The organism is Paraflavitalea sp. CAU 1676 (assembly GCF_029223285.1).
Taxonomy (GTDB): domain Bacteria; phylum Bacteroidota; class Bacteroidia; order Chitinophagales; family Chitinophagaceae; genus Paraflavitalea.
Genome location: NZ_JARHUJ010000001.1, coordinates 146,471 through 169,804, shown reverse-complemented (window position 1 = coordinate 169,804; position 23,334 = coordinate 146,471). Strand labels below are relative to the sequence as shown.

16 protein-coding genes are annotated in these 23,334 nt (G+C 50.8%); 5 read left to right on the top strand and 11 right to left on the bottom strand.

Going from position 1 to position 23,334, the window contains the following annotated elements; all coding sequences use genetic code 11:
* Window positions 1-5 precede the first annotated feature (5 nt).
* From P2H89_RS00685 to msrB, 7 genes are all read right to left on the bottom strand, one after another.
* Entirely contained in the window at window positions 6-2,900 is a 2,895-nt protein-coding gene (locus P2H89_RS00685) for an alpha-amylase family glycosyl hydrolase (RefSeq protein WP_275824540.1), read from the bottom strand.
* A gap of 97 nt (window positions 2,901-2,997) precedes the next feature.
* Window positions 2,998-4,767: a SusE domain-containing protein gene (locus P2H89_RS00680; RefSeq protein WP_275824539.1), complete on the bottom strand. Its 1,770-nt coding sequence runs from the start codon at window positions 4,765-4,767 to the stop codon at window positions 2,998-3,000.
* Between the two features lie 31 nt (window positions 4,768-4,798).
* Window positions 4,799-5,578: a hypothetical protein gene (locus P2H89_RS00675; RefSeq protein WP_275824538.1), complete on the bottom strand. Its 780-nt coding sequence runs from the start codon at window positions 5,576-5,578 to the stop codon at window positions 4,799-4,801.
* Between the two features lie 18 nt (window positions 5,579-5,596).
* The gene (locus P2H89_RS00670) at window positions 5,597-6,097 is read right to left on the bottom strand and encodes a DUF5004 domain-containing protein (RefSeq protein WP_275824537.1); all 501 of its coding nucleotides are present in this window, start codon (window positions 6,095-6,097) and stop codon (window positions 5,597-5,599) included.
* A gap of 21 nt (window positions 6,098-6,118) precedes the next feature.
* Window positions 6,119-7,498, bottom strand: coding sequence for a RagB/SusD family nutrient uptake outer membrane protein (locus P2H89_RS00665; protein WP_275824536.1), 1,380 nt, complete (start codon window positions 7,496-7,498; stop codon window positions 6,119-6,121).
* A gap of 18 nt (window positions 7,499-7,516) precedes the next feature.
* Complete coding sequence (locus P2H89_RS00660) at window positions 7,517-10,570, bottom strand: TonB-dependent receptor (RefSeq protein WP_275824535.1); 3,054 nt, start codon at window positions 10,568-10,570, stop codon at window positions 7,517-7,519.
* Between the two features lie 539 nt (window positions 10,571-11,109).
* The gene (gene msrB / locus P2H89_RS00655) at window positions 11,110-11,598 is read right to left on the bottom strand and encodes a peptide-methionine (R)-S-oxide reductase MsrB (RefSeq protein WP_275824534.1); all 489 of its coding nucleotides are present in this window, start codon (window positions 11,596-11,598) and stop codon (window positions 11,110-11,112) included.
* Between the two features lie 297 nt (window positions 11,599-11,895).
* Between msrB and P2H89_RS00650 the strand changes: the two genes are divergently transcribed.
* On the top strand, window positions 11,896-12,477 hold the full coding sequence (locus P2H89_RS00650) for an adenylate kinase (protein ID WP_275824533.1): 582 nt from the start codon (window positions 11,896-11,898) through the stop codon (window positions 12,475-12,477).
* 385 nt (window positions 12,478-12,862) lie between these two features.
* Window positions 12,863-13,309 (top strand): hypothetical protein, encoded by a 447-nt coding sequence (locus tag P2H89_RS00645; protein WP_275824532.1) that lies wholly within the window; start codon window positions 12,863-12,865, stop codon window positions 13,307-13,309.
* A gap of 96 nt (window positions 13,310-13,405) precedes the next feature.
* On the opposite strand, the gene P2H89_RS00640 is transcribed toward P2H89_RS00645, so the two are convergent.
* Complete coding sequence (locus P2H89_RS00640) at window positions 13,406-13,864, bottom strand: hypothetical protein (RefSeq protein WP_275824531.1); 459 nt, start codon at window positions 13,862-13,864, stop codon at window positions 13,406-13,408.
* 86 nt (window positions 13,865-13,950) lie between these two features.
* Here P2H89_RS00640 and P2H89_RS00635 point away from each other — a divergent pair, with 86 nt between their 5' ends.
* A complete protein-coding gene (locus tag P2H89_RS00635) occupies window positions 13,951-17,703 on the top strand; it encodes a S8 family serine peptidase (protein ID WP_275824530.1) in 3,753 nt (1,250 codons plus the stop codon).
* A gap of 68 nt (window positions 17,704-17,771) precedes the next feature.
* On the opposite strand, the gene P2H89_RS00630 is transcribed toward P2H89_RS00635, so the two are convergent.
* Entirely contained in the window at window positions 17,772-18,761 is a 990-nt protein-coding gene (locus P2H89_RS00630; protein WP_275824529.1) for a trypsin-like peptidase domain-containing protein, read from the bottom strand.
* 192 nt (window positions 18,762-18,953) lie between these two features.
* Window positions 18,954-19,427, bottom strand: coding sequence for a viral A-type inclusion protein (locus P2H89_RS00625; protein ID WP_275824528.1), 474 nt, complete (start codon window positions 19,425-19,427; stop codon window positions 18,954-18,956).
* A 157-nt stretch (window positions 19,428-19,584) separates the two neighbouring features.
* On the opposite strand from P2H89_RS00625, the gene paaZ reads away from it, so the two are divergent.
* Window positions 19,585-21,630 (top strand): phenylacetic acid degradation bifunctional protein PaaZ, encoded by a 2,046-nt coding sequence (gene paaZ, locus P2H89_RS00620; RefSeq protein WP_275824527.1) that lies wholly within the window; start codon window positions 19,585-19,587, stop codon window positions 21,628-21,630.
* A gap of 16 nt (window positions 21,631-21,646) precedes the next feature.
* Window positions 21,647-22,420 (top strand): enoyl-CoA hydratase/isomerase family protein, encoded by a 774-nt coding sequence (locus P2H89_RS00615; RefSeq protein WP_275824526.1) that lies wholly within the window; start codon window positions 21,647-21,649, stop codon window positions 22,418-22,420.
* Window positions 22,421-22,457: 37 nt separating this feature from the next.
* Here P2H89_RS00615 and fabG read toward each other — a convergent pair whose 3' ends face one another.
* The gene (gene fabG / locus P2H89_RS00610; RefSeq protein ID WP_275824525.1) at window positions 22,458-23,213 is read right to left on the bottom strand and encodes a 3-oxoacyl-[acyl-carrier-protein] reductase; all 756 of its coding nucleotides are present in this window, start codon (window positions 23,211-23,213) and stop codon (window positions 22,458-22,460) included.
* Window positions 23,214-23,334: the final 121 nt, after the last annotated feature.

Sequence of the window (23,334 nt, the reverse complement as noted above, 5' to 3'; positions counted from 1 at the left end):
AAGGCTTAATCAATTATAAGTTTTTTGACTATACTATTGTTCCCATATTGCATACGAATGAAGTAAAGCCCTGGTGACAGGCCATACTGCTTCAATTTGTGCAAAGGTAATTGATGAACTCCTTTGGCTTTGAAACCTGCTTTAAGGTAGGCAAGTAACCGGCCATTAGAATGCAGCAAGGATAAGGCTACTTCCGTATTGAGCGGTAGTTCAAATTCAATAGTAGAGTTCGATGTAACCGGATTAGGGTAGATGCTTAACCGGGTATTCTTATCCATATCGTCCAGGTCGGAAACGGGCGTAAGAATATTTGTTATGTTACGGTTCAAATATACGTGATACTCGCCGGGTTGCAAGGAAATGCTTTGGGCGCTGCCAGTGGCCTGGATGGTTTGGCCGGTGAGGTAATCGTACCAGGTGCCCGCATTTTGAAAGGTTACTGTTCCGGTGGTGCTGCTCACATCGAAGTTGCCTACAACCAGCATATTAGACGTATCAGTAGTCAATTTCAACCATTTGAAGGTACTGCTCAGGCTCCAGGATATGCGGTCGGTAGTGAACCCGTTCCGGTATGCCGGATGCGTTCTCAAAGCAAGCATTACACCGTAGACGTCGAACAGCTTTTTCCTATCAGCGCTTTGCTGGTATTCCCATTTGACCGGCTTGGGGTTCGTACGGCAGGCATCATTAATGGTTCCATTTTCGCAGTAATTAATAGAGTAATCGTATCCCCATTCACCGAACTGCCATATCATTTTAGGGCCAGGAATGGCAAAATAGAAGGCTGCCGCCATTTCATTGCGGCGCAGGGCAGTTACCGGATCTTTTACATTGTAGCCGCCGGCCGCATTGCCAAACTGCACATTCTTGTACATCAACCGCTCTTCATCATGACTTTCCATGTACGACACCAGGCTGGGCTGGCTCCATCCCCGGTCCACATGTATAGCCCCTTTGAAATCGGATCCGCCATTGTAACCCATGGTGGCTTCATTAAAGGTATGGTTCATATTGCCCCATAGCATCATTCCATAGCTCGCCAGCTCCTTCTCCTCATCGTTAACGCCGAGGTGTTCAAGAATGACATAGCTGCCAGCCGATTTCAATTGAATGGTATCGTAGTATTTCTTCCAGATGGCAATACGGCTGGCATCATAAGCATCCCAATTGGCCTGGTTGCAATTGGCACCAGCAGCGTCACAAGATGCTTTTTGGGTAAACCCTTTAGAGAGGTCGAACCGGAAGCCATCGAGTTTATACTCTTTAAGCCAGTACTCAACCACCCGGCTTACGAAATACTGGGTGGCGGCGCTTTCGTGGTTGAAGTCGTACCCTACGTTAGATGGATGTTTAGCCGCTGTATTGAACCAAGGGCTTTCGGCCGCAGGCTGCCCTTTGGCTGCATCAAAATACAACTGCACCATGGGCGATTGGCCAAACGAATGGTTGAGCACCATATCCATGATCACGGCAATGCCCTGCTTATGGCATTCGTCGATAAGAACCTTCAGGTCCCTTTCCGGACCATAATATTTATCCGGCGCAAAATAGAAGGAGGGATTGTACCCCCAACTGAGGTTGCCCTCAAATTCATTGAACGGCATCAGCTCGATGGCATTGATGCCAAGGCGCTTGAGGTAGCCCAGCGTATCCTTCAGCGTCTTCCAGTCGTGGTTACCTATAAAATCGCGCAGGAGTAATTCATAGATCAACAGGTTGCGCTTATCGGGCCGTGTAAAATTATTCACCTGCCAGCTATAGGCCGGCCGGGCAGTTTGCAACAGGCTTACGATACCAGTGGTTTTTCCAGCGGGATAGGCCTTCAGGTTTGGGTAGGTAGTCGCGGCAATAAACTGATCGTTGTTGGGATCAAGCACCTTGTGCGTATAGGGATCGGCAATGCGCAGGGTATTGTCGACCAGGTATTGGTATCCATATTCGGTGCCCGGGACCAGTGCGGTAATACGTTTCCAAAAACGCAGCCCATCGGGTGTTTTGTTCATCTGGTAGCCGGCCGCCTCCGTCCAATTGTTGAAATCGCCCAACACAGACACTTTATTTTTATTGGGTGCATATAAGACCAATATTACCGAAGTATCTCCCTGCTCATAATTGACGCCATCGAGTACCCTGACGGGCAAAGGCTGCACGCTGACGGGCGGCGCCGCGAAGAAGTTTATCGTATCAGAATGGGTGTTAACCCCATCGGTTACGCGCCCAACGATCTGTTGATTGCCCGATGCAGCAATGAGCGCACTTGCCTGCAGCGATGTACCGGTAGCCTCACTGGCTATCTCCGCTCCATTAAAGAACAGTTTCAACCCTGCCGTCTTATTAGCAATATAGGCAAGGTCGATGGTTTCGCCGGTTGTTTTGGCAATGGGTTCCGCAACAGGCACAAACCGCGGCTCAAAGGATGGCGATGTGAATTTGCCGCTAAGGGCATTGTCGTAAACAGTAATGTAGATATTGCCCATATCGGCATTGGGATCCGATACCCGTTGCACCTTATCACCAGCCCCGTTCCTGAACAGGATAGCGATCCTCCGGATGGTTTCGCTGGCCGGCACGTTAAAAAAGGTCCGGACATTTCCAATGTTGTATTGATACTTGTTGGGGGCAATCGACGTGGCCCTGGCAGCCACATCAGCAGTGCCCCAGGCAAATTTCGAATACTTCCAATCGGTATTGCTGGTACTCAGGTTGGTGATAACACCGATGTGCACATATACATCATTGGTATTGCCATAATTCAGCAGTCCCTGGTTGCCCTTGCTGCAATCGACCGTAATGGTAAGGCCGGCATTGTCGGCCGGGAATGCCGGTGCTGTGGTGAGCAGTTGTGCGGGAACGGTGGTGGACAGGAGTGCACACAATATGACAAGTACCAATGACTTCATCTGCAATCGTTTTTGGACGTAGCCCGTAAGAATGTACAGGGTCGCCCGCCCTATGCTGCGAAGCGATGCAGCGGGCAACCCTGTCATTATACTGTTTTTATAAGATCGTGTAGGTTCTTTTGTATTCGTCGATCGTGATGGTATAGGTGCCTGCGCCGAGGGTGATGTTGCCGCCGCCTTCTTTCAAAGTGCCGGGCGTACCAGACGCTTCGGGAACGTCTACTCCATAATTGAGGTCCCAACCTTCCGCAATAACGAACTTGAATTCCGTAGCGCCAGCGAAGGTGACGGTCTTCTTCCAAACACCATTGCCCTGGTAATCCATGTCGAGCGCGTTGCCGGGCGTCCAGCTACCAACTTGTGCAGTGCTGCCCACGATGCGTAACTTGCCCTGGTAGGCTTTGTACCCAATTTGCTGTGGGTTGGAGCCATCCCAGATCAACCGGGTAACCGGTGCATAGGGTGCCACGATATTCACTTCAGTGGGTTCGGGTGCTCCTTCATGCCCCAGCTTACCATTGGTGGCAAGTCCCCACCAACGATCGTCGCCAATGCCGAAAGTCCATACGGCGCCAAGCGATCCGTCGTGGAATTTAAATTGATCGGTACCGCTGGAGCTGGCGAGTATCAGGAATTTATCGCGTTGCATATAGGTACCATAGACGGGTGCTTTTGCATCCCAGCCCTGCATGCCACCTACTACCCCTACCTGTTTCGGCTGCACATAAGCCAGGTTGTTCTTTGTATCGATGGTGAGCCGGTAGATGCCGCCGGTGGCCACCTTGATGTTGCCCCCCACATTATACGCGGTCTTAAAACTTCCTGCTGTTGCACCTGCTCCATTATCACCATATCCCGAACTCCAGTCGCCCTTGGTTTTGAAGAATTTAAACTCGGCATTGTCGGACAGTTTGATGTAGGTATAGAACACCGTTCCATAGCGATCGGCTTTTTGATCCACCACCATTTTCAGGGGGTTGTCGATGCTCCAGTCATTTACGCTTCCCACGAGGTAGAAGTTGATCTCTCGCAGGAAAGCGACTTCATTGACATAATCAGCGGGTTGTTTCCAGGTGCCGGATGTCGCAATAACGGTCCATTTCAAACTGACCGTTTGGGAAAGATCTGCGTAATTATATTTTACCAATGTATCATTGAGGTCTTTCGCAACAATCGCCAGCACCGAGTCTTTACCTGTATTGCCAGCCGGTATGGTGAATACCGGTGCCTCGAAATTACCGTCCTTGCTGAACACAACTTTATAGGTGATGGCCCCCGCACCAGCTGCAGGCACCGACCTTCTCCAGTTGAACTTTACGCTGTCTGCCGTTGACACAGGATTGATGGTGATGGGCGATGAAGAGGAAGCCGGCCCCAGCAATATGAATGCTGTTGCCCCGTCCTTCATCCGTGTAATGGTAATGTTCCTTGTCTCCGTTGCTGTTTGCTGTGTGGACCCATTATCTGCCTGGATGCTCCAGATCAGTTCGGTCTTTGCACCATCGGCGATGCCTTTGGCTTTGAGCGCATCATCCAGTTGCTTGTGGGTAATGGTCAGTTTCGCATCTTTTCCGCCATTGTCGGACGGTAATTCGAGTAAAGGTGTTTCGAGCGTACCGTTTGTTTTGGCGGCAGCCACCCATTTGTAAGTGGGCACCTTATCAACGCCAGGTTTAGCCGCAGCCCAGGTGATCTCCAGTTTGGCGGTGGGAGTAGCGGCATTCAGTGCTATGGCAGCATTGGTTGCTGGCAAGCTCAATGCAAAATTACCGATCGACTCTCCGGTAACGGTCGTATCATAATCCGGCTTTTGGCAGGCGGCCAATACGGCTATCGTCCAAAGCGCCAGTAGTAGTATCTTTTTCATACGCAACATCATTATTAATGTTTGGTGTAGGCTATTTCATTTCGTTTAAGGGTACTTCCACAACAGGCGTGCTTACGGTTACCGGCTGGTTGTTGGCATCCTGTACAGTTCCGTTGAACTTATAGGTAAACCGAACGAACTTCTTTCCTGCTCCCGGGGTGTAGGATCGGGTAGGGATGAAGTAGGCTTTCCATAATTTTTCGCCGGCACTTTTTACGGTCAGCGTAACAGGCGCTCCCGCCGACACATCGTTGTTATCGAATACCTCTACAGTAACCGATACCGGTTGCATCCGTTGCTCGTTGATGGTGGTGGCCAGGTCCTGGTGGAAGTAAAGCGACACAACATCATTTTGTCCTACACGCGCAGGGAAAATGCGCTGCATGCTCGGTACGAATACCAGGGGATCAAAAGCATTGACTTTGCTATCGCAGGATTTCTTGCTTCCGTTCTTTGTTTTTCCCAGGAACTGGAACTGTTTCAGCTGGCCTGGTGATTTGTTGTACATGGTGGTGCCCACCAGTTTAAAGGTGAACTTGTTGGGCGATCCGGCTACCGGCGTCAATTTGGCTGTTGCGGGCGCGTTGTTCCAATCTGTATTGGTAATGCCGTCGCCGGCATTGCTCCAGGTCCAGATGTACACGTCTGTTTCACCCGCCAGGTCGGTGCCCGTAAAATCGAAGTTGATGGTTACCTGATCCTCTGCCGTGTAAGTGGCCGGACTGATGGTATAGTTCGTATACGTACAGGTCTGGGCGTTGGCCAGGTTTGCACCCAGCAAGAGTAGCGCGAATATTAAAAGCTTTTTCATGATTGTTGTGTTGAAGGGTTAACGGGAAAATTCATAATCATACACGATGAGTACTTTGTTACTCTCTACATCGCTTCGTGTTACCTTCACTTTCAGCTTGCTGTTGATGGTATTGGGATATCCCCCCAGCGTCATTACTTCGGTTACAGCGCCATTCTTCAACGTGATCGCTTTGGGTGTTTTGAGATCATCCACATTCCAGCTACCCGAAGTAATGCTGGTGATGGGTGGCGCCGTGCCATTGTTGATGGTAAAATTGCCTGGCGCGCCCGCATTGAGGGTGAGCGTCAATTGCAGGGAAGTATAATTGAAGAGCGTGGTGATATCTTCTACCGCATAGGGAAACCCTTTGCGCTGCGACTCGAAGTCGGTTTGCGTAACCCTGGTGAGCTTCCAGGCGCCGGAAATGGCAGTGAGGTTATCATTGGCAGTGCCTATCTGCTCGAAGCCTTCGGGCCGGCATCCGGTAAAGAACAGACCGCCTGCCAGCAGTATTGTCAACAAATATATTGATCGCATAATTGTTAGTTGATGGGTTGATTAATCGCAGCCGCCTTCCTGGTTCATCTGGAAGGATGCATTGGCTGCCTGTTCACTGATGGGGAATTGCAATACCAGGCCGGGACAATTCCAGCGGGCTCCCCGGCGGTCGATATTGATACCGGTGCGTGCACCGATGCGTTTTATCTCCAGCGTGCGGTTGCCTTCTCCTACCAACTCCAGCTCACGTTCGCGACGAGCCGTACTGATGATGGTGGCCGCCACAGCCGCATCGGGAAGATTTTTGCTGGCGCCTCCATAAGCACGTGTGAGTATATCATTGATATCGGCCAATACCGTGGCTTTATCGGCATTGGTCTCGGCTCCTGCTTCGGCGCGGATCAACTTCATCTCCGTAAGTCCGAATACCGGTACATCGAAATTATTTTTGTTGTATTTCGTCAGCACATTGAAGCCTGCCTGCAGCGTATTGCTGTACCAGGCCGTGCCACGAACATCGCCGGCCGTGGTGGCGGCAGCATAGAATATGCTCGTTACGTGAAACCTGCCCTGTGCACTAAACCCTACATCGCTGCGATAGCGGTTCCTGAGTTCGGCACCGGGATACAGGTTGTTGTCTATGAACTTGAACCCAAAAATGATCTCTTTCGATAAGCCTACCGAGAAGCGGTTGGCATACGAAGCATCGAGTTGGAATTTCTTGCTCTTGATGACCTGGTCGGCATAGGCATACGCATTGGCAAAGTCATTCTGCAGGAAGTACACCCTTGCCAGGAATGCCTTAGCGGCCCATTTGTTGGCGTTACCAAGGGTCAACTGATCGCCCAGGAGGGTTTCTGCTTTTTTGAGATCGGCAATGATGGACTCATACACAGCTTTGAGTGTGCTGCGCTCGCCGGGTGTAACGGTCGATTTCATCCGCAATACTATACTGCTGTGGCTGTTGTCGGTCGAAAAACCCCAGGGCTGCGACCATAGTCTTGTGGCGTCGAAATGAGACAGGGCCCTCAGGAAGTAAGCCTGACCCTCCAGTTCATTCTTCGCGGCGGTTGCTTTGGTGATGTTATCCAGCACCTTATTACCGATATAAGCCGGCCGGTACACATCGGTATACAAGCCATTCTTATAATCGCCGAAGATGGATGTTTTTCGTTTGAATATCTCTCCATCATCGCCCGTATAGAGGGCGCCATTGGCCTGATCGCCCAGGAGGTCTTCCACCCACTGCAATTTACCACTATACACTTTATTGGAGTAGTCGGTGTAGGCGCCGTTGATGAGGGCTTGCAGGTCGGCATCATTTTTCAGCGCCTCATCTTCAGTCAGGGCTCCGGCTGGCTTTCTTTCCAGGAACTTGTTGCAGGATGCTGCTGACAGGGCCGCACATCCCAACAACGCTATATAGATCGCTTTTTTCATTGTTCGTGCTTTTATGGATTAGAATGTAACGTTTATCCCTACCACCCATGATTTTTGCTGAGGAGGGGTGAGGTAGGTAATGTTGGGACTGAGGTTGCGGTCGGTAGCATTCTCAAAGTCACGGGCAATTTCAGGATCGCCTCCCGGATATTTGGTGAACGTAAGCAGGTTCATGCCCGTAACGAAGATCCTTGCTCCGCGCAGGTGCAGCTTTGAAAGGGATTGTGCACTGAAACGATAGCCCAGCGACAATTCGCGCAAACGCACATAAGATGCGTCGTAGAGGAACATAGTACTGTTGTATTGCCATTCGCTGCTTAAGCCTGCGTAAGTTCCGGTATTCATCGTAAGGCGGGGGAATTTCGCCACATCACCCGGTTCCCTCCAGCGGTCGAGCTGGTCGCGGCGGATGGTCCAATCGGTAATCACCCCTGCCTGCCTTTTTCCTGAACCGTCATAGATATTGCCACCGATGGTGAATGTCCACAAGCTGGAAAAGTCGAAACCTTTATAACTGAGGTTATGGTTGAGGCCACCAATAAAGTCGGGCACTACCGAACCCACAGGCATGCGGTTATCGAGACTGAATGTTTTAGTGAGCTTACCGGCTTTATCATACCAAATGGGTAATCCATCGGCTGGGTCAACGCCATAGTAGCGAACGAGGTAATTGGTACCAACGGGGTAGCCGGTTACCACCCGTGTATCGTTGCTGCCACCACCGGCGGCATCGGCACTCAGACCACCAAGGCTGATCAACTCATTGTAGTTCTTGGCGATGTTGCCACCAATACTGAAGGTGAGTTCTTTTTTGTTGATCAGTTTCGCGTTCAGGCTTAGCTCAATACCCTGGTTAAGTATTTTGCCGCCCTCTACGTTGCGAGAAAAATCGCCAAAGCTATTGGAGGGCGATACCGCAGTATTCAACAGCAGATCGGCTGTTTTCTTGTGGTAATAGGCCAGCTCACCGGTGATGCGGCTGTTGAGCACAGCAAACTCGATGGCCAGGTCGGTATTGGTGGTTTCTTCCCATCCCAGATCGGGGTTGCCGATATTACCAGGATACCAGGTTGATTGGTTGTTGTACAGGCTGCCGGCATAGTACGTGTAATAATAGCGGCCGGCCAGCAGATTCGAGTTACCGGTGAGGCCATAACTGGCACGCAGTTTCAGGAAGTTGATGAAAGTTAGGTCTTTCATGAACTCTTCCTGGCTAATGGTCCAACCGGCAGAGATAGTAGGGAATACACCGTACTTCTTATTTGGGCCAAACTTGGATGATCCATCACGGCGTACCGATGCCTGCAAAGCATAACGCTCTTTATATACGTAGTTAACACGGCCAAAGACACTCGCGAATGTTTCTGCATTATAGGCAGGTCCGTTAATCGGCGTGGTCGTGTTTTTGATAGAATCCAGTGCGTGCTCGTACAGTGATTTGTTTTTGTAGAAAGGCTTATCGCTGTTCTTTTCAACATACACCCGGTTGATAAAGCTCTTTTCCTGGAACTCGATACCGGCCAGGAAAGTGAAACGGTTATCGTCGTTCGGGCTCCAGTTGTAATTGGCAGTTCCGGAGGCTACCCAGTTCTTACCGCGGTAAGGTGAACGTTTGGCGATACCGGGCTTTTGCGTATCGTTGATCCAGTTGGAAGACTCCCATTGATCGTCGATCCCGCTTAGGTAATCGTAAGAACCGCTTACCCGCAGGTTCAGGTTTTTGATCACTTCGTAATCGAGGTTGAGTCCGCCAATGAGGCGATGGTCGGTATTTCTCCAAAGGGTTTCATTGAGGCGGCGTACCGGATTGGAGCCACCGGTAAACCAGGTTTTATCGTTGTTGTAGATGGGATAGATCGGAAGTGCCGTACTCATGGCATCGCCCAAACCACCGGCCCACGCTGCGGGCACCCGTTTGTTGATACCCCTGTTGTACGCCAAGCTAACGTTGGCTTTGAATTTGGGGGTAATGGTAAAATCGAAGTTGGTGCGCAAGCCCAGGCGAGTATAGCTGTTGTTCTTCAGGTAGCTTTGGTTATCGCTGTAGGTAGCTCCGATAAAACTTTTCACGAGTTTGTTGCCCTGCGTCATGCTCAGGCTGTGTTCGTTGATAAAGCCCGTGCGCGTCAACTCATCCCACCAATCGGTATTGTTGTTCTTGGCCTGATCCCAGGTGAGACCGCCGGGCAGTGGCGCTTTGCCGGTATTGCCATCATTTTCCCAGGCTTCCTGACGCAGTTGCAACCATTCCTGTCCACTCACGAAGTCGGGCTTGTTGGCATAGGTAGAGATGCCGATCTTATTGTTGTAGTTGTAAGAAGGCTTACCGCTTTTACCGCGTTTGGTGGTGATGAGGATCACCCCGTTCGATCCGCGGCTGCCGTAGATACCGGCAGCGGCTGCATCCTTTAGTATTTCGACAGATTCAATATCGTTGGGATTGATGGATGCCAGCGGATTCTGGTTCATACCACCGCTGTTGCTGCGCAAAAAGGCATCGGCAATCACCGGTATTCCATCAATCACATACAAAGGATCGGCGCCTGCACTGATGGAGGCGATACCGCGTATGCGAATCACAGATCCCGAGCCGGCCAGGCCACTGCCCTGTATCACCTGCACGCCAGGTGCTTTGCCCTGGAGCGCTGCTTCGAAAGAGGGAGCTGCGATGGACGTTAATTTTTCGGCGTTCACTTTGGTGATGGCGCCCGTAACGTCTTTGCGTCGCTGGGTGCCATAGCCAATTACCACAACTTCGTTGAGGTTGGCTGCAGAGGCTTTCAGGGCTACCACAATCACGTCGGCGGCAAGTGGTACTTGCTGCGACTCGAACCCTACGCCCGATACGGTGAGGGTGGCGGTTGCCGCAGGAACGGTTAAGGAAAAACTGCCATCTGCTTTGGAGGAGGTTCCGGCCTTGGAACCTTTGGCGGTGACCGAGGCACCGGCTACCGGGGTGCCGTTGGAGGCGTCGGTAATTTTACCGGTAACGGTTTTGCTCTGCGCCCAGGAGAATATCGGGACGCACATAAGGAGCATGAGGATCCCCACAAGCGATCGTTTCGGCATCATAATACAAGCTTTCGTTTAGGTGTGTTAACAATGTGTATCTACTACACAAATATAATGTGTAAGCCATACACAATACCAAATAATTCTTTGGATTTCTTTAACATTTAATGAAGATACCGGTGCGTAAAGCAATGGTTAGCGGCTGATGGGCAGCGTTTTATACCATACATGCAACTTTAGCCGCCCTGCGAAGTATTGAACTGAAGCGTTGATTATGTGGCGTGAATGGGGGCCGATCGGTTCATTTATTCGAGGACTGGGGAAAATCCATCTTTTAGAGCTGTCAGAGCCGTATCAAAGTCGAAATGAACACCCAAAAAAGACGAAGGGATACGGGATATCTCCGGGTTTGGTCCCTGTTTGGTGCGCGTCTGGTGCGCGTTTGTCAATCTAAAAAGTTGATTCTCACATATGTTAAGCTAACTTCAGAAAAAGACACGCCATCATTGTCATTTTAAAAACATGTTGATCCTGAGTAGATTATAAAAAAAGAAGCAGTCCGTCCTGGACTGCTTCCTGTGCCTTCCGGCGCATCTGAATTATTCGCTCTTTTTACTCTTTTCGTTGTATTTGGTCTCTGCCTCTTTGGCCTTTTCAAAATCGAGCACTACCCCGTTGATGCAGTAGCGCAAGCCGGTTGGTGGTGGTCCATCTTCAAATACGTGACCCAAATGCGCTTTGCAGCGGCCACATTCAACCTCTGTACGGACCATACCGTGCGTATTATCGGGCAGGTAAATGATGCTGGTTTTGCTGATGGGAGCATAAAAACTGGGCCATCCACAGCCGCTTTCAAACTTCGTGTCACTTTTGAACAACGGGTTTCCGCAGGCTGCGCAATAATAGGTGCCAATCTCTTTTGAATGCTCAAAAGGGCTGGTGCCTGGCCGCTCAGTGCCTTTGAGGCGGGCGATGTAGTACACTTCATCCGACAGAACCTTCTTCCACTCATCTTCGGGCAAGTTCACTTTTGATGAATCCGTGCGGGAATAGACCGGGTTGATGCTGTCTTTTTTGGAACTATTCATAGTTGTTTTTTTCTGACTCGGGGGTTGAGAATAAGTGCATTGCTGCAAAAGGGTTGCCAGCAACAGGATGCCAATATATTTCGAAAACTGTTTCATGTGCATGATTTATAACAAACTTACGTAGCAAGGGTTCGTAATAGTTGTCGCGTCCGCGACAACCACCACAACTTAACATTTTCTTTTCTACAAGAGAAGCCCGTGTTTCCTCACCGATTTTTAATTAGAAACCCGCGATTGTTAAAGGATTTTTAACGGTCTTGCTTTATATTTGTCCATTCATTAAGTGAAGTAAGTACCATGTTTAATCTCATTTTATTTGGCCCTCCCGGAAGTGGTAAGGGAACGCAGTCGGAAAAACTTATTGAGAAGTATGGTTTGATCCATCTTAGCACGGGTAACCTGCTGCGCGAAGAAATTGCTAATCAGACCAAACTGGGTCTGGAAGCAAAAAGCTTTATGGACAAGGGACAACTGGTTCCGGATGCGGTGGTGATCGGAATGATCAACTCGGCCCTCGAAGCCAACTCCCAGGCCAAAGGTTTCTTATTTGATGGTTTCCCCCGTACGGTGGCACAGGCAGAAGCCCTGGACACGCTCCTGTCGGGCAAAGGCGCAGGCATTTCCATTGTGCTGGCGCTGGAAGTAGATCAGGAAGAACTGGTAAAACGTTTGCTGAACCGTGGCAAAAGCTCTGGCCGCAGCGACGATACCGATGAGAGCGTGATCCGCGCAAGGCTGGTGGAGTACGAAAACAAGACTGCCCCTGTTGCCAGCTATTATGCAGGCTTCGGCAAGGTTGTGTATGTAAAGGGTGTTGGTGGTATCGATGATATCTTCCAATCGCTGAGTAGGCAGATCGAAGCCCGCCAGTTGGCATAAATGATCTTTTGAGTTTGAATTATACAGAAGGCTGTATCGGATCAACCGGTACAGCCTTCTGCTTTATTACATATTCAGGTTTATTGCGGCCACGCATAGCAGCCCCATAAAAAAGGGAAGGGTAAAGACCCCTCCCGACCGTATGTCTAAATGCTTTGAACCCAATCCAAGTTTAATCAGAGCACTTAGGTGTACAAGTTTAGGAAGATTTTATTTGGGTATCTACACAACATGTCCCAGATGTTGTATTGCCTGTATGAGCATGCTATAACATGGTTTCATCAGGGCTCATGAAAACCGTTTTCGGCTTTAACAATGCTTTTGTAAACGGGTAGAGCTGTTTCCGATCTATTACAGTATAAAAACAAAATGGAGGAAACAAGTTATGAAAAAGCTCTTTACACTCGTAGCGATCCTGATTGGTCTTAGTGCTGCTTCTTTTGGTGCTGATCGTCCGAAAAAGGGAAAGATCTCCGTCACCAGCAATAGTTACGCTACCCTGTTCGTGAAGATCGACGGGCAACGATACAACCTCGACCGGAATGATTTTGTACTGAACAGCATCCGACCCGGTAATCACCATGTAGAGATCTACCGCATGGAGCGGGGTGGTTTCTTCGGAAGGTCGAAAACCAAGGTACTCTTCAGCAACAACGTGTTCGTTGCTCCCGACCAAACCGTGAACCTGAATGTGAACCGGAATGATTATGTGGTGATCAGAAAATCGGGCTTCGAAGGTAATGACCGCGATGACAGGTGGGGCCGTGACCGCGACAATGACCACGACTATGGCCGTAACAACGACGACCGTGACCGCAGGAACAAATGGTAATTAAAATAAGTTTTGTTCGGATGATTGTGCTCCTCCAGCCCCGGGCTGGGGGAGTTTTTTTAGTGTAGTACTTGCCTCATTGATCAAAAGACATGTTTAATAAACAGCTCCCCAATCGGCTTTCACATCAATCTCGGAATACTTTCCCTTCACCACTATTACCGGCGCAATGTTGTTCTTGTCATCAAAAAGATTGGCGTAATAAAGGTTTTCCGTTTTGAGGAAGAGTGAATATTGGCCGGGCGGTAACTTTACCTTGAAAGTTCCCTTTTTGCCCGACTGCACTTCTTTCACCAGCTTTGTGTGTATGGCTTTGTAAAAGGATGCCTTATCATCTTTTTGCACCTGGGTTACATTGGTGAGCTGGTAAATGCAGAGGGTAGCCTGGTAGGGCTGCGGCTGGGTGGACGGCTCTCCCGGGGCAGGCATCTGGTTGCCCTGTACCCTATAAATTGTACCCCTGATGCCTTCCTTTTTTCCGAAAATGCACGTATATGAGGACAGGAAGATGAACAAGGGCAGCAATAACAATGGTTTTACAGGCTTTTTGATCATTTTCGGTGTGTTTATGTTTAAATTTAGGGAGCTTTCGACAACCGGGATTTCTAATTTATCGTTTTTTACCCAACAGCTAAAACTTTATGCCTACGCGGAAACTTGTACCCATCCTTTTGCTTGTTAGTGGAGTTTGTACCGGTGTGCATGCACAAACCGTTACCCGTACGAATACTTTAAGACTGGCGGCTGCCGAGCAGGAAAAGAAAGACAGGGAACTTGCTGTTCAATTGCAGAGAGTTGCCAGTGAAAAGAAATGGCCGCTTGCTTTCAAGAATAAATTTGGCGAAACGGTACGGCTAACCGGCATCGATGCCCAGGGTTACCCTTTATATACGAGTACGGAAAGCAACCTCACGGCCGCCAATACAATTGGCACCAGCAGGTTGTGGAGTGGCGGCGGCCTGGGCCTGTCGCTGTCGGGCTCTTCGGCTTCCCTCAAGGGTAAGCTGGGGGTTTGGGACGGCGGACGTGCCAGGCCTACCCATGTGGAACTGACTGGCCGGGTTAACAACAAGAACAATAGTGCGATCAGCGATCACACCACCCACGTTTCGGGTACGCTCATTGCGGCAGGCGTCAATCCCCAGGCAAAAGGGATGTCGTACGGCATGCAGGAACTGCTGGTGTACGACTTCACCAACAACATCAACGAGATGCTGGTGGAATCGAGCAACGGTATGCTGATCTCCAATCACTCCTACGGCACCATCTCGGGCTGGTATTACAACTCCGCGCAAACCCGCTGGGAATTCAGGGGACAGTGGAATACCAATGAAGATTATAAGTTCGGTTATTATAATGATGAGGCACAGGCCTGGGATGATATGGCTTTCAATGCCCCTTATCACCTCATCGTAAAATCGGCCGGTAACAACCGCAACCAAAATGGTCCGGCGGTGGGTCAAAACTACTGGCGCTATAACAGCAGCAACCAGTTGATCGATGCAGGCGCACGCCCCACCGGCATCTCCAACAATGATGGATATGATATTCTTCCTACTTCCGCCACCGCCAAAAACATCCTGACCGTTGGCGCTATCAATCCCATCCCTTCGGGCTATAACAAGCCGCAGGACGCGGTGATCTCCACCTTCAGCAGCTGGGGACCTACCGATGATGGCCGCATCAAACCCGATGTGGTGGCGGATGGCGTAAACCTCTTATCGTCGATCGGCACTACCGACGTTGCCTATGCCATCTATAGCGGAACCTCTATGGCTTCGCCTTCTGCTGCGGGTTCTTTGTTATTGCTGCAGGAACACTATTCCCAATTACACCCCGGCACCTATTTGCGTTCTGCTACGCTGAAGGCGTTGGTGATACAGACGGCCGATGAAGCAGGCCCTGCTACGGGTCCCGATTATCAATATGGCTGGGGCGTGATCAATATGGGCAATGCAGCCCGGCACATTTCCGGCGCCAACAGCGGCAACAAATTCCTCATCCAGGAAAAGTCGCTGGCCAATGCACAATCGGAAAGCTTCGATGTAGTAGCATCCGGTACCGGAGAGTTGAAGGTTACCATCTGCTGGACCGATCCCAAGGGAGCGATAGGCCCCTCAGAGATCGACAATGATACCCGCAAACTGATCAACGATCTGGATATCCGCATCACCAAAGGGGCCACTACGTATATGCCCTGGATACTGAACCCCGCTTCTCCATCTGCAGCAGCTACCCGTGGCAATAACGAGCTCGACAACGTTGAGCAGATTGCTGTGCCAGATGTAGAACCCGGCGCTACTTACCGCATTACCATTTCGCACAAGGGCACACTCTCCGGCGGTTCCCAGGCATACTCCCTCATCGCAAGCGGTGTGGGCGGTGCAGCCTACTGTAATAATTCGGCACCTACCACTCCCAATGGCGCACGTATCGACAGTGTGGCCTTTGGCGGCATCGAAAAGCTGAATGCACCTGGTTGTGCGGGTTACAATAATTTCACCACGATCACCGGCACTGTTGAACCCAATAGCACTGTTCCCATTTACGTACGGGTGAATGCCTGTTCGGGCGGCGCTGTCGATAAGGTGGTGAAAGCCTGGCTCGATATCAATAGCGATGGCGACTTCACCGATGCCGGTGAACTATTGGGCACCAGCCCGGTGATCAACGGCAATGGCGTATACTCGGCCAACGTTTCCATACCGGCCGGATTGGTGGCAGGCAATTATGGGGTGCTGCGCATCATCGTGCAGGAAACTTCGAACCCCAACGATGTGGCCCCCTGTGGCCCTTATGGCAAAGGCGAAACACAGGATTACCGCATACGCTATGCCGCGCCTTCGAATGACTTTGCCGTAACCGCGATCGTGGCACCTACCAATCCAGGTTGTGCGGATAACCAGCAATACGTAACGATCCGCTTCCGTAACCTGGGCAACAACCCAAAATCGAATATCGCCCTCACCGGCTCCGTGAAAGACGGTGGCACCCTGATTACGAACCTGAGCGGCACTTTTGCTCCTTCGGTAGCAGCCTCGGAAGAAGTGTTGTACACTTTCCAAACGCCATTCAACGCACTCGCGGGCAAAACCTATACGATCACCGCCAAGGCCACGATAGCAGGCGATCAAAATGCCAGCAACGACGAACTCGCTGCTGCTGTCCCGATCAGTGGCGCACCAGCCAACCCGATTGCAGCAGCTGAAGTGTGTAACAATACCAGCGTTATTTTGCAGGCTACCAATGCCGGATCCGATATCATCCTTTGGTATGAAAGCGCTACCGCTACCAACCCAATCGCTGTAGGCAGTACCGCCTTTACGAGTGTTATCAGGGCAGATAAAACGTATTATGCCGGCAGAAACGATCTCGATGGCAAAGTAGGGCCGGCCGATAAGAGCACGCTTGGTGCGGGTTCTTATACAACCTCTACCGGTACATTCATGAAATTCAATTCTTCGGTTCCTCTGACGATCGAAAGGGTGAAGCTGTATGTTGGCGCTCCCGGCAAAGTGACACTCACGGTGGCCGACTTCTCGGAATGGGTGGGCACCGGCGGCTCTTACCGTTTTACACCTATTTCAAGCGTTGTGCTGAACGTGGAAGCGACCAATATTGCCGGTACCGACAATGGCGCAGTGCATGTCGTTAACCTTCCGGTACCAGATCCGGGCGATCATATCCTGATCATTCAAACAGAAGGCGGCGCCACGCTTTTCAGGAATAATGGCGTCACCACGAATCCGAGCCCGTATCCCTTCTCTATTCCCAATATTTTCTCCTATACGGGAAATAGCCAGGGCGGCAATTCCAACCCCGACCAATACAAGGGCTTCTACTATTTCGTATACGACACCAAGGTGAGCCTGAATGGTTGTGCCAGCAACAGGGTTCCGGTGGTAGCGACTGTAGTGCCCACACCGGTGATCACGCTCAACGGTAAAACATTTACCAGCAGCATTGCCACCGGCAATCAATGGTATGTGAACGATATAGAAATCCCCGGAGCCACTACGCAAACGATCGAAGCCAGCGATAACGGCAAATATAAAACGATCATCACGTCGCCATTGGGTTGCAACAGTACCTCCAACGAAATTCAGTACGGCGTTACTGGTATTCCCAATATCGACCCGGCAGAGATCGGACTGAAGGTGATGCCCAATCCGAATGATGGCAGGTTCACCCTCGATTTCTCGGTTACCCGCAAAGCTGACCTCGACATTACGATCGTCAATGTCATTGGTCAAAAGGTTTATCAAAACCGTACGCCCGGTTTCATCGGCCGCTATACGAAAGCCGTCAATGCTGGCAAACTTCCTTCCGGCGTTTACCTGCTGCAGGTGCAGCACGATAACAAGAGCTATTTGAGAAAGATGATCGTACGATAAGTACGACTGTATGCAAAAAAGAAAATGGCTACCGCAACCGGTAGCCATTTTTTATTCCGTGAGGCGTTTTATTTCATTTGCCCGGGTATTACTGTGATGGTATGTTTATGGCCACCCCGCAATACCTGCAACGGTGTTCGCTGGCCAATCACCTGTTCATTGAGCTGTTTGTGCAGGTCATCGACCGAGGTCACCGCTTTTTCGCCAAAACCTACGATGATATCTCCCGTACGCAGCTCATTGTTGTAGACCGGACCATCGGCCACTATTTCATAGACGTAAACTCCTGTGTGGTTGGCGAGTTTATTTGCCGCACGCATCCGTTCGGTCAGGTTTACCGATTGGCCGGCAATACCAAGCCAGGCACGTTTTACACTGCCGTGTATGATCAGTTTGCCGGCTACATAGGCGGCGAGGTTCGATGACACGGCAAAGCAGATGCCGTGCGCAGTCGGTATCATCGCTGTATTGACACCGATCACCTGGCCCAGCGAGTTAACGAGCGGCCCGCCGGAGTTACCCGGATTGAGGGCCGCATCCGTTTGAATGATGTCGTCGATGAGCCTGCCATTGGAGGCACGCAGTGTGCGGCCCAGGGCACTCACTACGCCGGTTGTCACCGTATGCTGCAAGCCCAGTGGGTTGCCTATGGCAATGGCGATCTGCCCCGGCTGCAATTGTGCTGAATCGGCAAAGGATAACGCTTTGAGGTTGGTTTCATAGATCTTTAGCACTGCGATATCAGTCGAAGGGTCGGCGCCTTTGAGTTCGGCGGTTACGACACGACCATCGGCCAGTGCCGCCTTTATGGAGGTGGCCTGCTCAATCACGTGGTGGTTGGTAACGATAAATCCGTCAGAGGATATAATGAATCCAGAGCCGCTGCCCGGCATCAGGCGCTCTTGCCTGGTTTGGCGGTCCACTACTTTTTTGGTAACCTGTATATGAACAACGGCATCGGCAATGGAATTGACGACGCCGGTAATGGTTTGCGAGTAGGCATCCAGCAGGGCTGCATCCGTGTGCTGCACCAGCTGAACCGGTATTAAGTTTTCCATGCTGTAATGCCGTCAAACTTTCGACCAATCCGTTTTTCTGTCAGGCTGGCATCGAGGCAGGGGTGAATGGGGGATTGGCCAGCACATGCTGGCAGAATGATGCCGTTGGCACATGATATTTCCGCCAGTTCTGCAGATTGAGCTTAATAGGTACAGGGCGGGCACTGCTTCCGTAGCATTGACTCCTCCTGCTTAAGGCTGCCTGGCGAGGAGTGAATCGGCCCGCTGTATACTGGAAAGTATCTTATTTTTTACGATCGCCACTTTGTCCCTTTCCGATTTCAGGTATTCTATGCGCTGCGCTTCATTTTGTGTGGCTGAGTCGACCTTGTACCCTTCCATCCAGTCGTTCATGGCCTTATCGGCATTGGTAAGCTCTTCTTTCACCGACGCAAGCGCCTGCAGATACGTTTGATCCTGTTTGGCGGCAGGTAGTTTTTGAATGCTATCCTGCTGCTGCTGGATCAGGGCGATGGATTTCCGCAGCTTACCCATTTTTGCCATGCCTATATCGTGGCCTTCCATCACTTCGTGATGCAGAGAGTCCACCTTCGTTTGCGGTTTGTCGCCATAGCCATCCGCTCGACCTTTATCGGTGGCGGCGTCGTTGCAAGCCAGGGTGGTCAGCACGCCGGCCATCACGAATAACTTTATCTTGCTATGCATAATAATTTGTTTTATTAACCTGTTGTAAATCTGCTACAAAAATACGTTGCCGGTTGATTAGATGCTTTACAGTATTTTAGTATTCCGGCCGGGACTTATGGCATTGCTCTGACTGCCCATTCCCTGCCGTTCTTTGCTCAATAAATTGTGTTGCTATATGTCTAAACTGTCTAATTATGTTACCGGCCGTTGGATCACCGGCGATGGATCCGGACAGGCGTTGTACGATGCCGTCAACGGATCGTTGATCGGCCATGCGTCTACTGCCGGGCTCGATTTCAAAGCGATCCTGGAGCATGGCCGGCAAACCGGCGGCCCGGCCCTGCGCAAACTTACCTTTCACGAGCGTGGCCGTATGCTGCGGGCGCTGGCGCTTCACCTCCGCAATCATCTTGAAACCTTTTACCGGATCAGCTATCAAACCGGCGCTACAAAAACTGATAGCTGGATCGACATTGAAGGCGGTATCGGTAACCTGTTTTCCTATGCCTCCCTACGGCGGCAATTTCCCGATGAACCCTTTTGTACTGACGGTGATGCGATCGGCCTCAGCAAGCAGGGTTCTTTTATGGGTCAACACATCCTGGTGCCCCGTGAAGGCGTAGCCATTCACATCAATGCCTTTAATTTCCCCGTATGGGGTATGCTGGAGAAGGTTGCGGTGAACCTGCTGGCCGGTATGCCCGCGGTCGTAAAGCCCGCCACCGTAACCTCCTTCCTCACCGAAGCTGTCGTTAAGGAAATTATCGCTTCGGGCATTTTGCCCGAGGGGTCGCTGCAACTGCTGTGCGGATCGGCGGGCGATCTGCTGGATTATGTTCAATCGCAGGACGTCATCACCTTTACCGGTTCCGCATCTACCGGCCTGAAACTGAAATCGCATCCGCAGGTGCTGGCCGAAAGTGTCCCTTTCAATATGGAAGCCGACTCCTTGAACTGTATCGTACTGGGAGAAGATGTAATACCCGGCATGCCGGAGTGGGACATTTTTATCAAAGAGGTACGCAAGGAAATGACGGTAAAGGCCGGGCAGAAATGTACAGCTATCCGGCGCATTTTTGTACCAGCCGGTAAGCTGGATGATATCAGTAAAGCATTGAGCAAGGCCCTGGCGCAAACCACCATCGGCAATCCGCTGAATGAGCAGGTGCGTATGGGTGCCCTGGCAGGCCAATCGCAACGGGAGGAAGTGAGGAGCCAGGTGCAGAAACTGCTGGCTTCATCGCAGATCATCTTCGGTTCGCTCGACAGTGTACAGGTGCTGGATGCCGATGCTGAGAAAGGCGCTTTTATGAGCCCTTTATTGTTGCTGAATGAAAAACCTTTTTTGGATACAGCTGTTCATGAAGTAGAGGCTTTCGGGCCGGTGAGCACGATCATGCCCTATCAATCGCTGGGAGAGGCCATCGAGCTGGCCAGGAAGGGAAAAGGGTCTTTGGTTTGTTCGATCGTTACAGCCGATCAATCCATTGCCCGGCAATTCGTACTGGGTGCTGCCGCCCACCATGGCCGTATTCTCGTGTTGAACAATGACTGCGCTAAGGAAAGCACGGGGCACGGATCGCCCTTACCCATGCTGGTGCATGGAGGGCCGGGACGGGCCGGCGGCGGAGAAGAGATGGGAGGTGTGCGTGGTGTTAAACATTATATGCAGCGCGTAGCGCTGCAGGGATCCCCCACGATGATTACGGCCGTTACCAATGTTTACCAGAAAGGCGCTGCTGTTACAGAAGACGAAAAACATCCATTCCGCAAATACTTCGAAGAGCTGTCCATTGGCGACACCGTGATTACGCATAAACGTACCGTTACGGAGGCTGATATCGTGAACTTTGCCAACGTAAGCTGGGATCATTTTTATGCGCATACCGATCACACCTCATTGGAGGGCACCATTTTTGAAAAGCCGGTAGCCCATGGCTACTTCATTTTGAGCGCCGCGGCCGGTTTGTTTGTGGATGCAAAGAAAGGCCCGGTATTGCTGAACTATGGTCTCGAAGAATGCCGTTTTGTGAAACCGGTGTATGCGGGCACCACGATCGGCGTACAGCTTACTTGTAAGGAAAAAACGGTACAGGAGAAAAAGGAGGGCGACGAAGTGAGGAAGGGTATCGTAAAATGGCTGGTCGAGGTAACCGATCAAACCGGAGAGCCGGTAGCGATTGCCACTATCTTAACAATGGTTAAACTTAAACAACAATAACGTTAATACTTAGCGTATGATCCAGGAAATAAAAAATGGCTATGTAAAGACGGAAACGCATAACGGAATAACCACGATCGAGTTCTTCCATCCGCAAAGCAATTCTTTACCCCACAAGATCCTCGATGAGCTGGCACATGCTATTCATGGCGCCGGCAACGAACGCGACACCCGGGTGATCGTACTGCGGTCATCGGGCCAGGGGGCATTTTGTGCGGGCGCCTCGTTCGATGAGCTGTCTGCCATCAGCACCAAAGAAGAGGGTTTACAATTTTTCAGCGGCTTTGCCCATGTGATCAATGCCATGCGCAAATGCCCCAAGTTCATCATTGCCCGCATCCATGGCAAGTGTGTTGGCGGAGGGGTGGGGCTGGCCGCCGCCGCCGATTATGCCATTGCCACCGAGGGGGCAGACGTAAAGCTGAGTGAGCTGGCTATCGGTATTGGCCCTTTTGTGGTGGGGCCGGCAGTAGAACGCAAGATCGGTTCGGCAGCCTTTGGTCACTTGTCTATCGATGCCACCATGTGGCGTAGTGCCGACTGGGCCAAGCGCAAAGGCCTGTTTGCCGAATTGCACAGCACCCCTACCGATATGGATGAAAGCATTGAACGGTTGTCTCATTCGCTGGCCCATTCAAGTCCCGACGCCATGCATGAACTGAAGCTTGTTTTGTGGAAGGGCACCGATCATTGGGATCAGCTGCTCGCAGAAAGAGCGGCTATCAGCGGGAGGCTGGTGCTGAGTACCTTTAGCAAGAACGCAATCGCTTCCCTGCGGAAGAAAGTATAAAAAAGTAAAAGGGCGGTGAAGTTCACCGCCCTTTCTATTAAATATTCAAACCGCCGCAGGCACTGATGACCTGTCCGGTGATGTAAGAGCTAAGGTCCGACGCGAGGAATAATGTGGTGTCGGCAATCTCTTCTGCCTTCCCAAAACGGCCCAAAGGAATTTTCTCCAGGAATGCTTTGGAAGCATCGCCGTCTTTCAGGTAGTGGGTCATGTCGGTTTCGATGAAGCCGGGGGCAATGGCATTGCAACGGATATTGCGGCTGCCGAGCTCGTGGGCTACAGATTTGGTAAAGCCGATGATACCTGCCTTGGAGGCGGCGTAGCTGCTTTGGCCTGCATTACCACGGATACCGATGATAGAGCTCATATTGATGATGGAACCCTTTTTAGCCTTCATCATGGGGCGAATGACCTGCTTGGTCATGTTGAATACACTCTTCAGGTTTACGTTCATCACGTCATCCCATTGATCCTGGCTCATGCGCAGCAGCAGATTATCTTTAGAGATGCCGGCATTGTTGACGCATATATCTATCGTTCCGAATTCTTTGGTAACGTCGTTTACGAAGGTTTCACTAGCGGCAAAATCTGCAGCATTGCTTTGATATGCTTTTCCTTTTACACCGAGTGCTTCTATTTTTTGTTGTAAGGCTTGGGCTTTTTCAGCACTGCTATCGCTGATATAGGTAAAGGCCACGTGGGCGCCATGTTCGGCCAGCTTGAGTGCGATGGCCTCCCCGATGCCCCGGGCTGCACCTGTAACAATGGCCACTTTGTTCTCCAGTAACTTCATATTGGTTTTAAATTAAGGCCCGAATGTATAGAAAACATCCAATTTCAACAATTTAAGGTTCCTGAGGGGCGGCAATCTGGAAACGTGGCGATGTTATGGAAGCGAGGCAACAGCAGCCCTA

What these genes read in the sequence shown, in the direction of transcription:
- P2H89_RS00685 (WP_275824540.1), bottom strand. Translation starts at nt 2,900, where the DNA reads ATGAAGTCATTGGTACTTGTCATATTGTGTGCACTCCTGTCCACCACC.
- P2H89_RS00680 (WP_275824539.1), bottom strand. Translation starts at nt 4,767, where the DNA reads ATGAAAAAGATACTACTACTGGCGCTTTGGACGATAGCCGTATTGGCC.
- P2H89_RS00675 (WP_275824538.1), bottom strand. Translation starts at nt 5,578, where the DNA reads ATGAAAAAGCTTTTAATATTCGCGCTACTCTTGCTGGGTGCAAACCTG.
- P2H89_RS00670 (WP_275824537.1), bottom strand. Translation starts at nt 6,097, where the DNA reads ATGCGATCAATATATTTGTTGACAATACTGCTGGCAGGCGGTCTGTTC.
- P2H89_RS00665 (WP_275824536.1), bottom strand. Translation starts at nt 7,498, where the DNA reads ATGAAAAAAGCGATCTATATAGCGTTGTTGGGATGTGCGGCCCTGTCA.
- P2H89_RS00660 (WP_275824535.1), bottom strand. Translation starts at nt 10,570, where the DNA reads ATGATGCCGAAACGATCGCTTGTGGGGATCCTCATGCTCCTTATGTGC.
- msrB (WP_275824534.1), bottom strand. Translation starts at nt 11,598, where the DNA reads ATGAATAGTTCCAAAAAAGACAGCATCAACCCGGTCTATTCCCGCACG.
- P2H89_RS00650 (WP_275824533.1), top strand. Translation starts at nt 11,896, where the DNA reads ATGTTTAATCTCATTTTATTTGGCCCTCCCGGAAGTGGTAAGGGAACG.
- P2H89_RS00645 (WP_275824532.1), top strand. Translation starts at nt 12,863, where the DNA reads ATGAAAAAGCTCTTTACACTCGTAGCGATCCTGATTGGTCTTAGTGCT.
- P2H89_RS00640 (WP_275824531.1), bottom strand. Translation starts at nt 13,864, where the DNA reads ATGATCAAAAAGCCTGTAAAACCATTGTTATTGCTGCCCTTGTTCATC.
- P2H89_RS00635 (WP_275824530.1), top strand. Translation starts at nt 13,951, where the DNA reads ATGCCTACGCGGAAACTTGTACCCATCCTTTTGCTTGTTAGTGGAGTT.
- P2H89_RS00630 (WP_275824529.1), bottom strand. Translation starts at nt 18,761, where the DNA reads ATGGAAAACTTAATACCGGTTCAGCTGGTGCAGCACACGGATGCAGCC.
- P2H89_RS00625 (WP_275824528.1), bottom strand. Translation starts at nt 19,427, where the DNA reads ATGCATAGCAAGATAAAGTTATTCGTGATGGCCGGCGTGCTGACCACC.
- paaZ (WP_275824527.1), top strand. Translation starts at nt 19,585, where the DNA reads ATGTCTAAACTGTCTAATTATGTTACCGGCCGTTGGATCACCGGCGAT.
- P2H89_RS00615 (WP_275824526.1), top strand. Translation starts at nt 21,647, where the DNA reads ATGATCCAGGAAATAAAAAATGGCTATGTAAAGACGGAAACGCATAAC.
- fabG (WP_275824525.1), bottom strand. Translation starts at nt 23,213, where the DNA reads ATGAAGTTACTGGAGAACAAAGTGGCCATTGTTACAGGTGCAGCCCGG.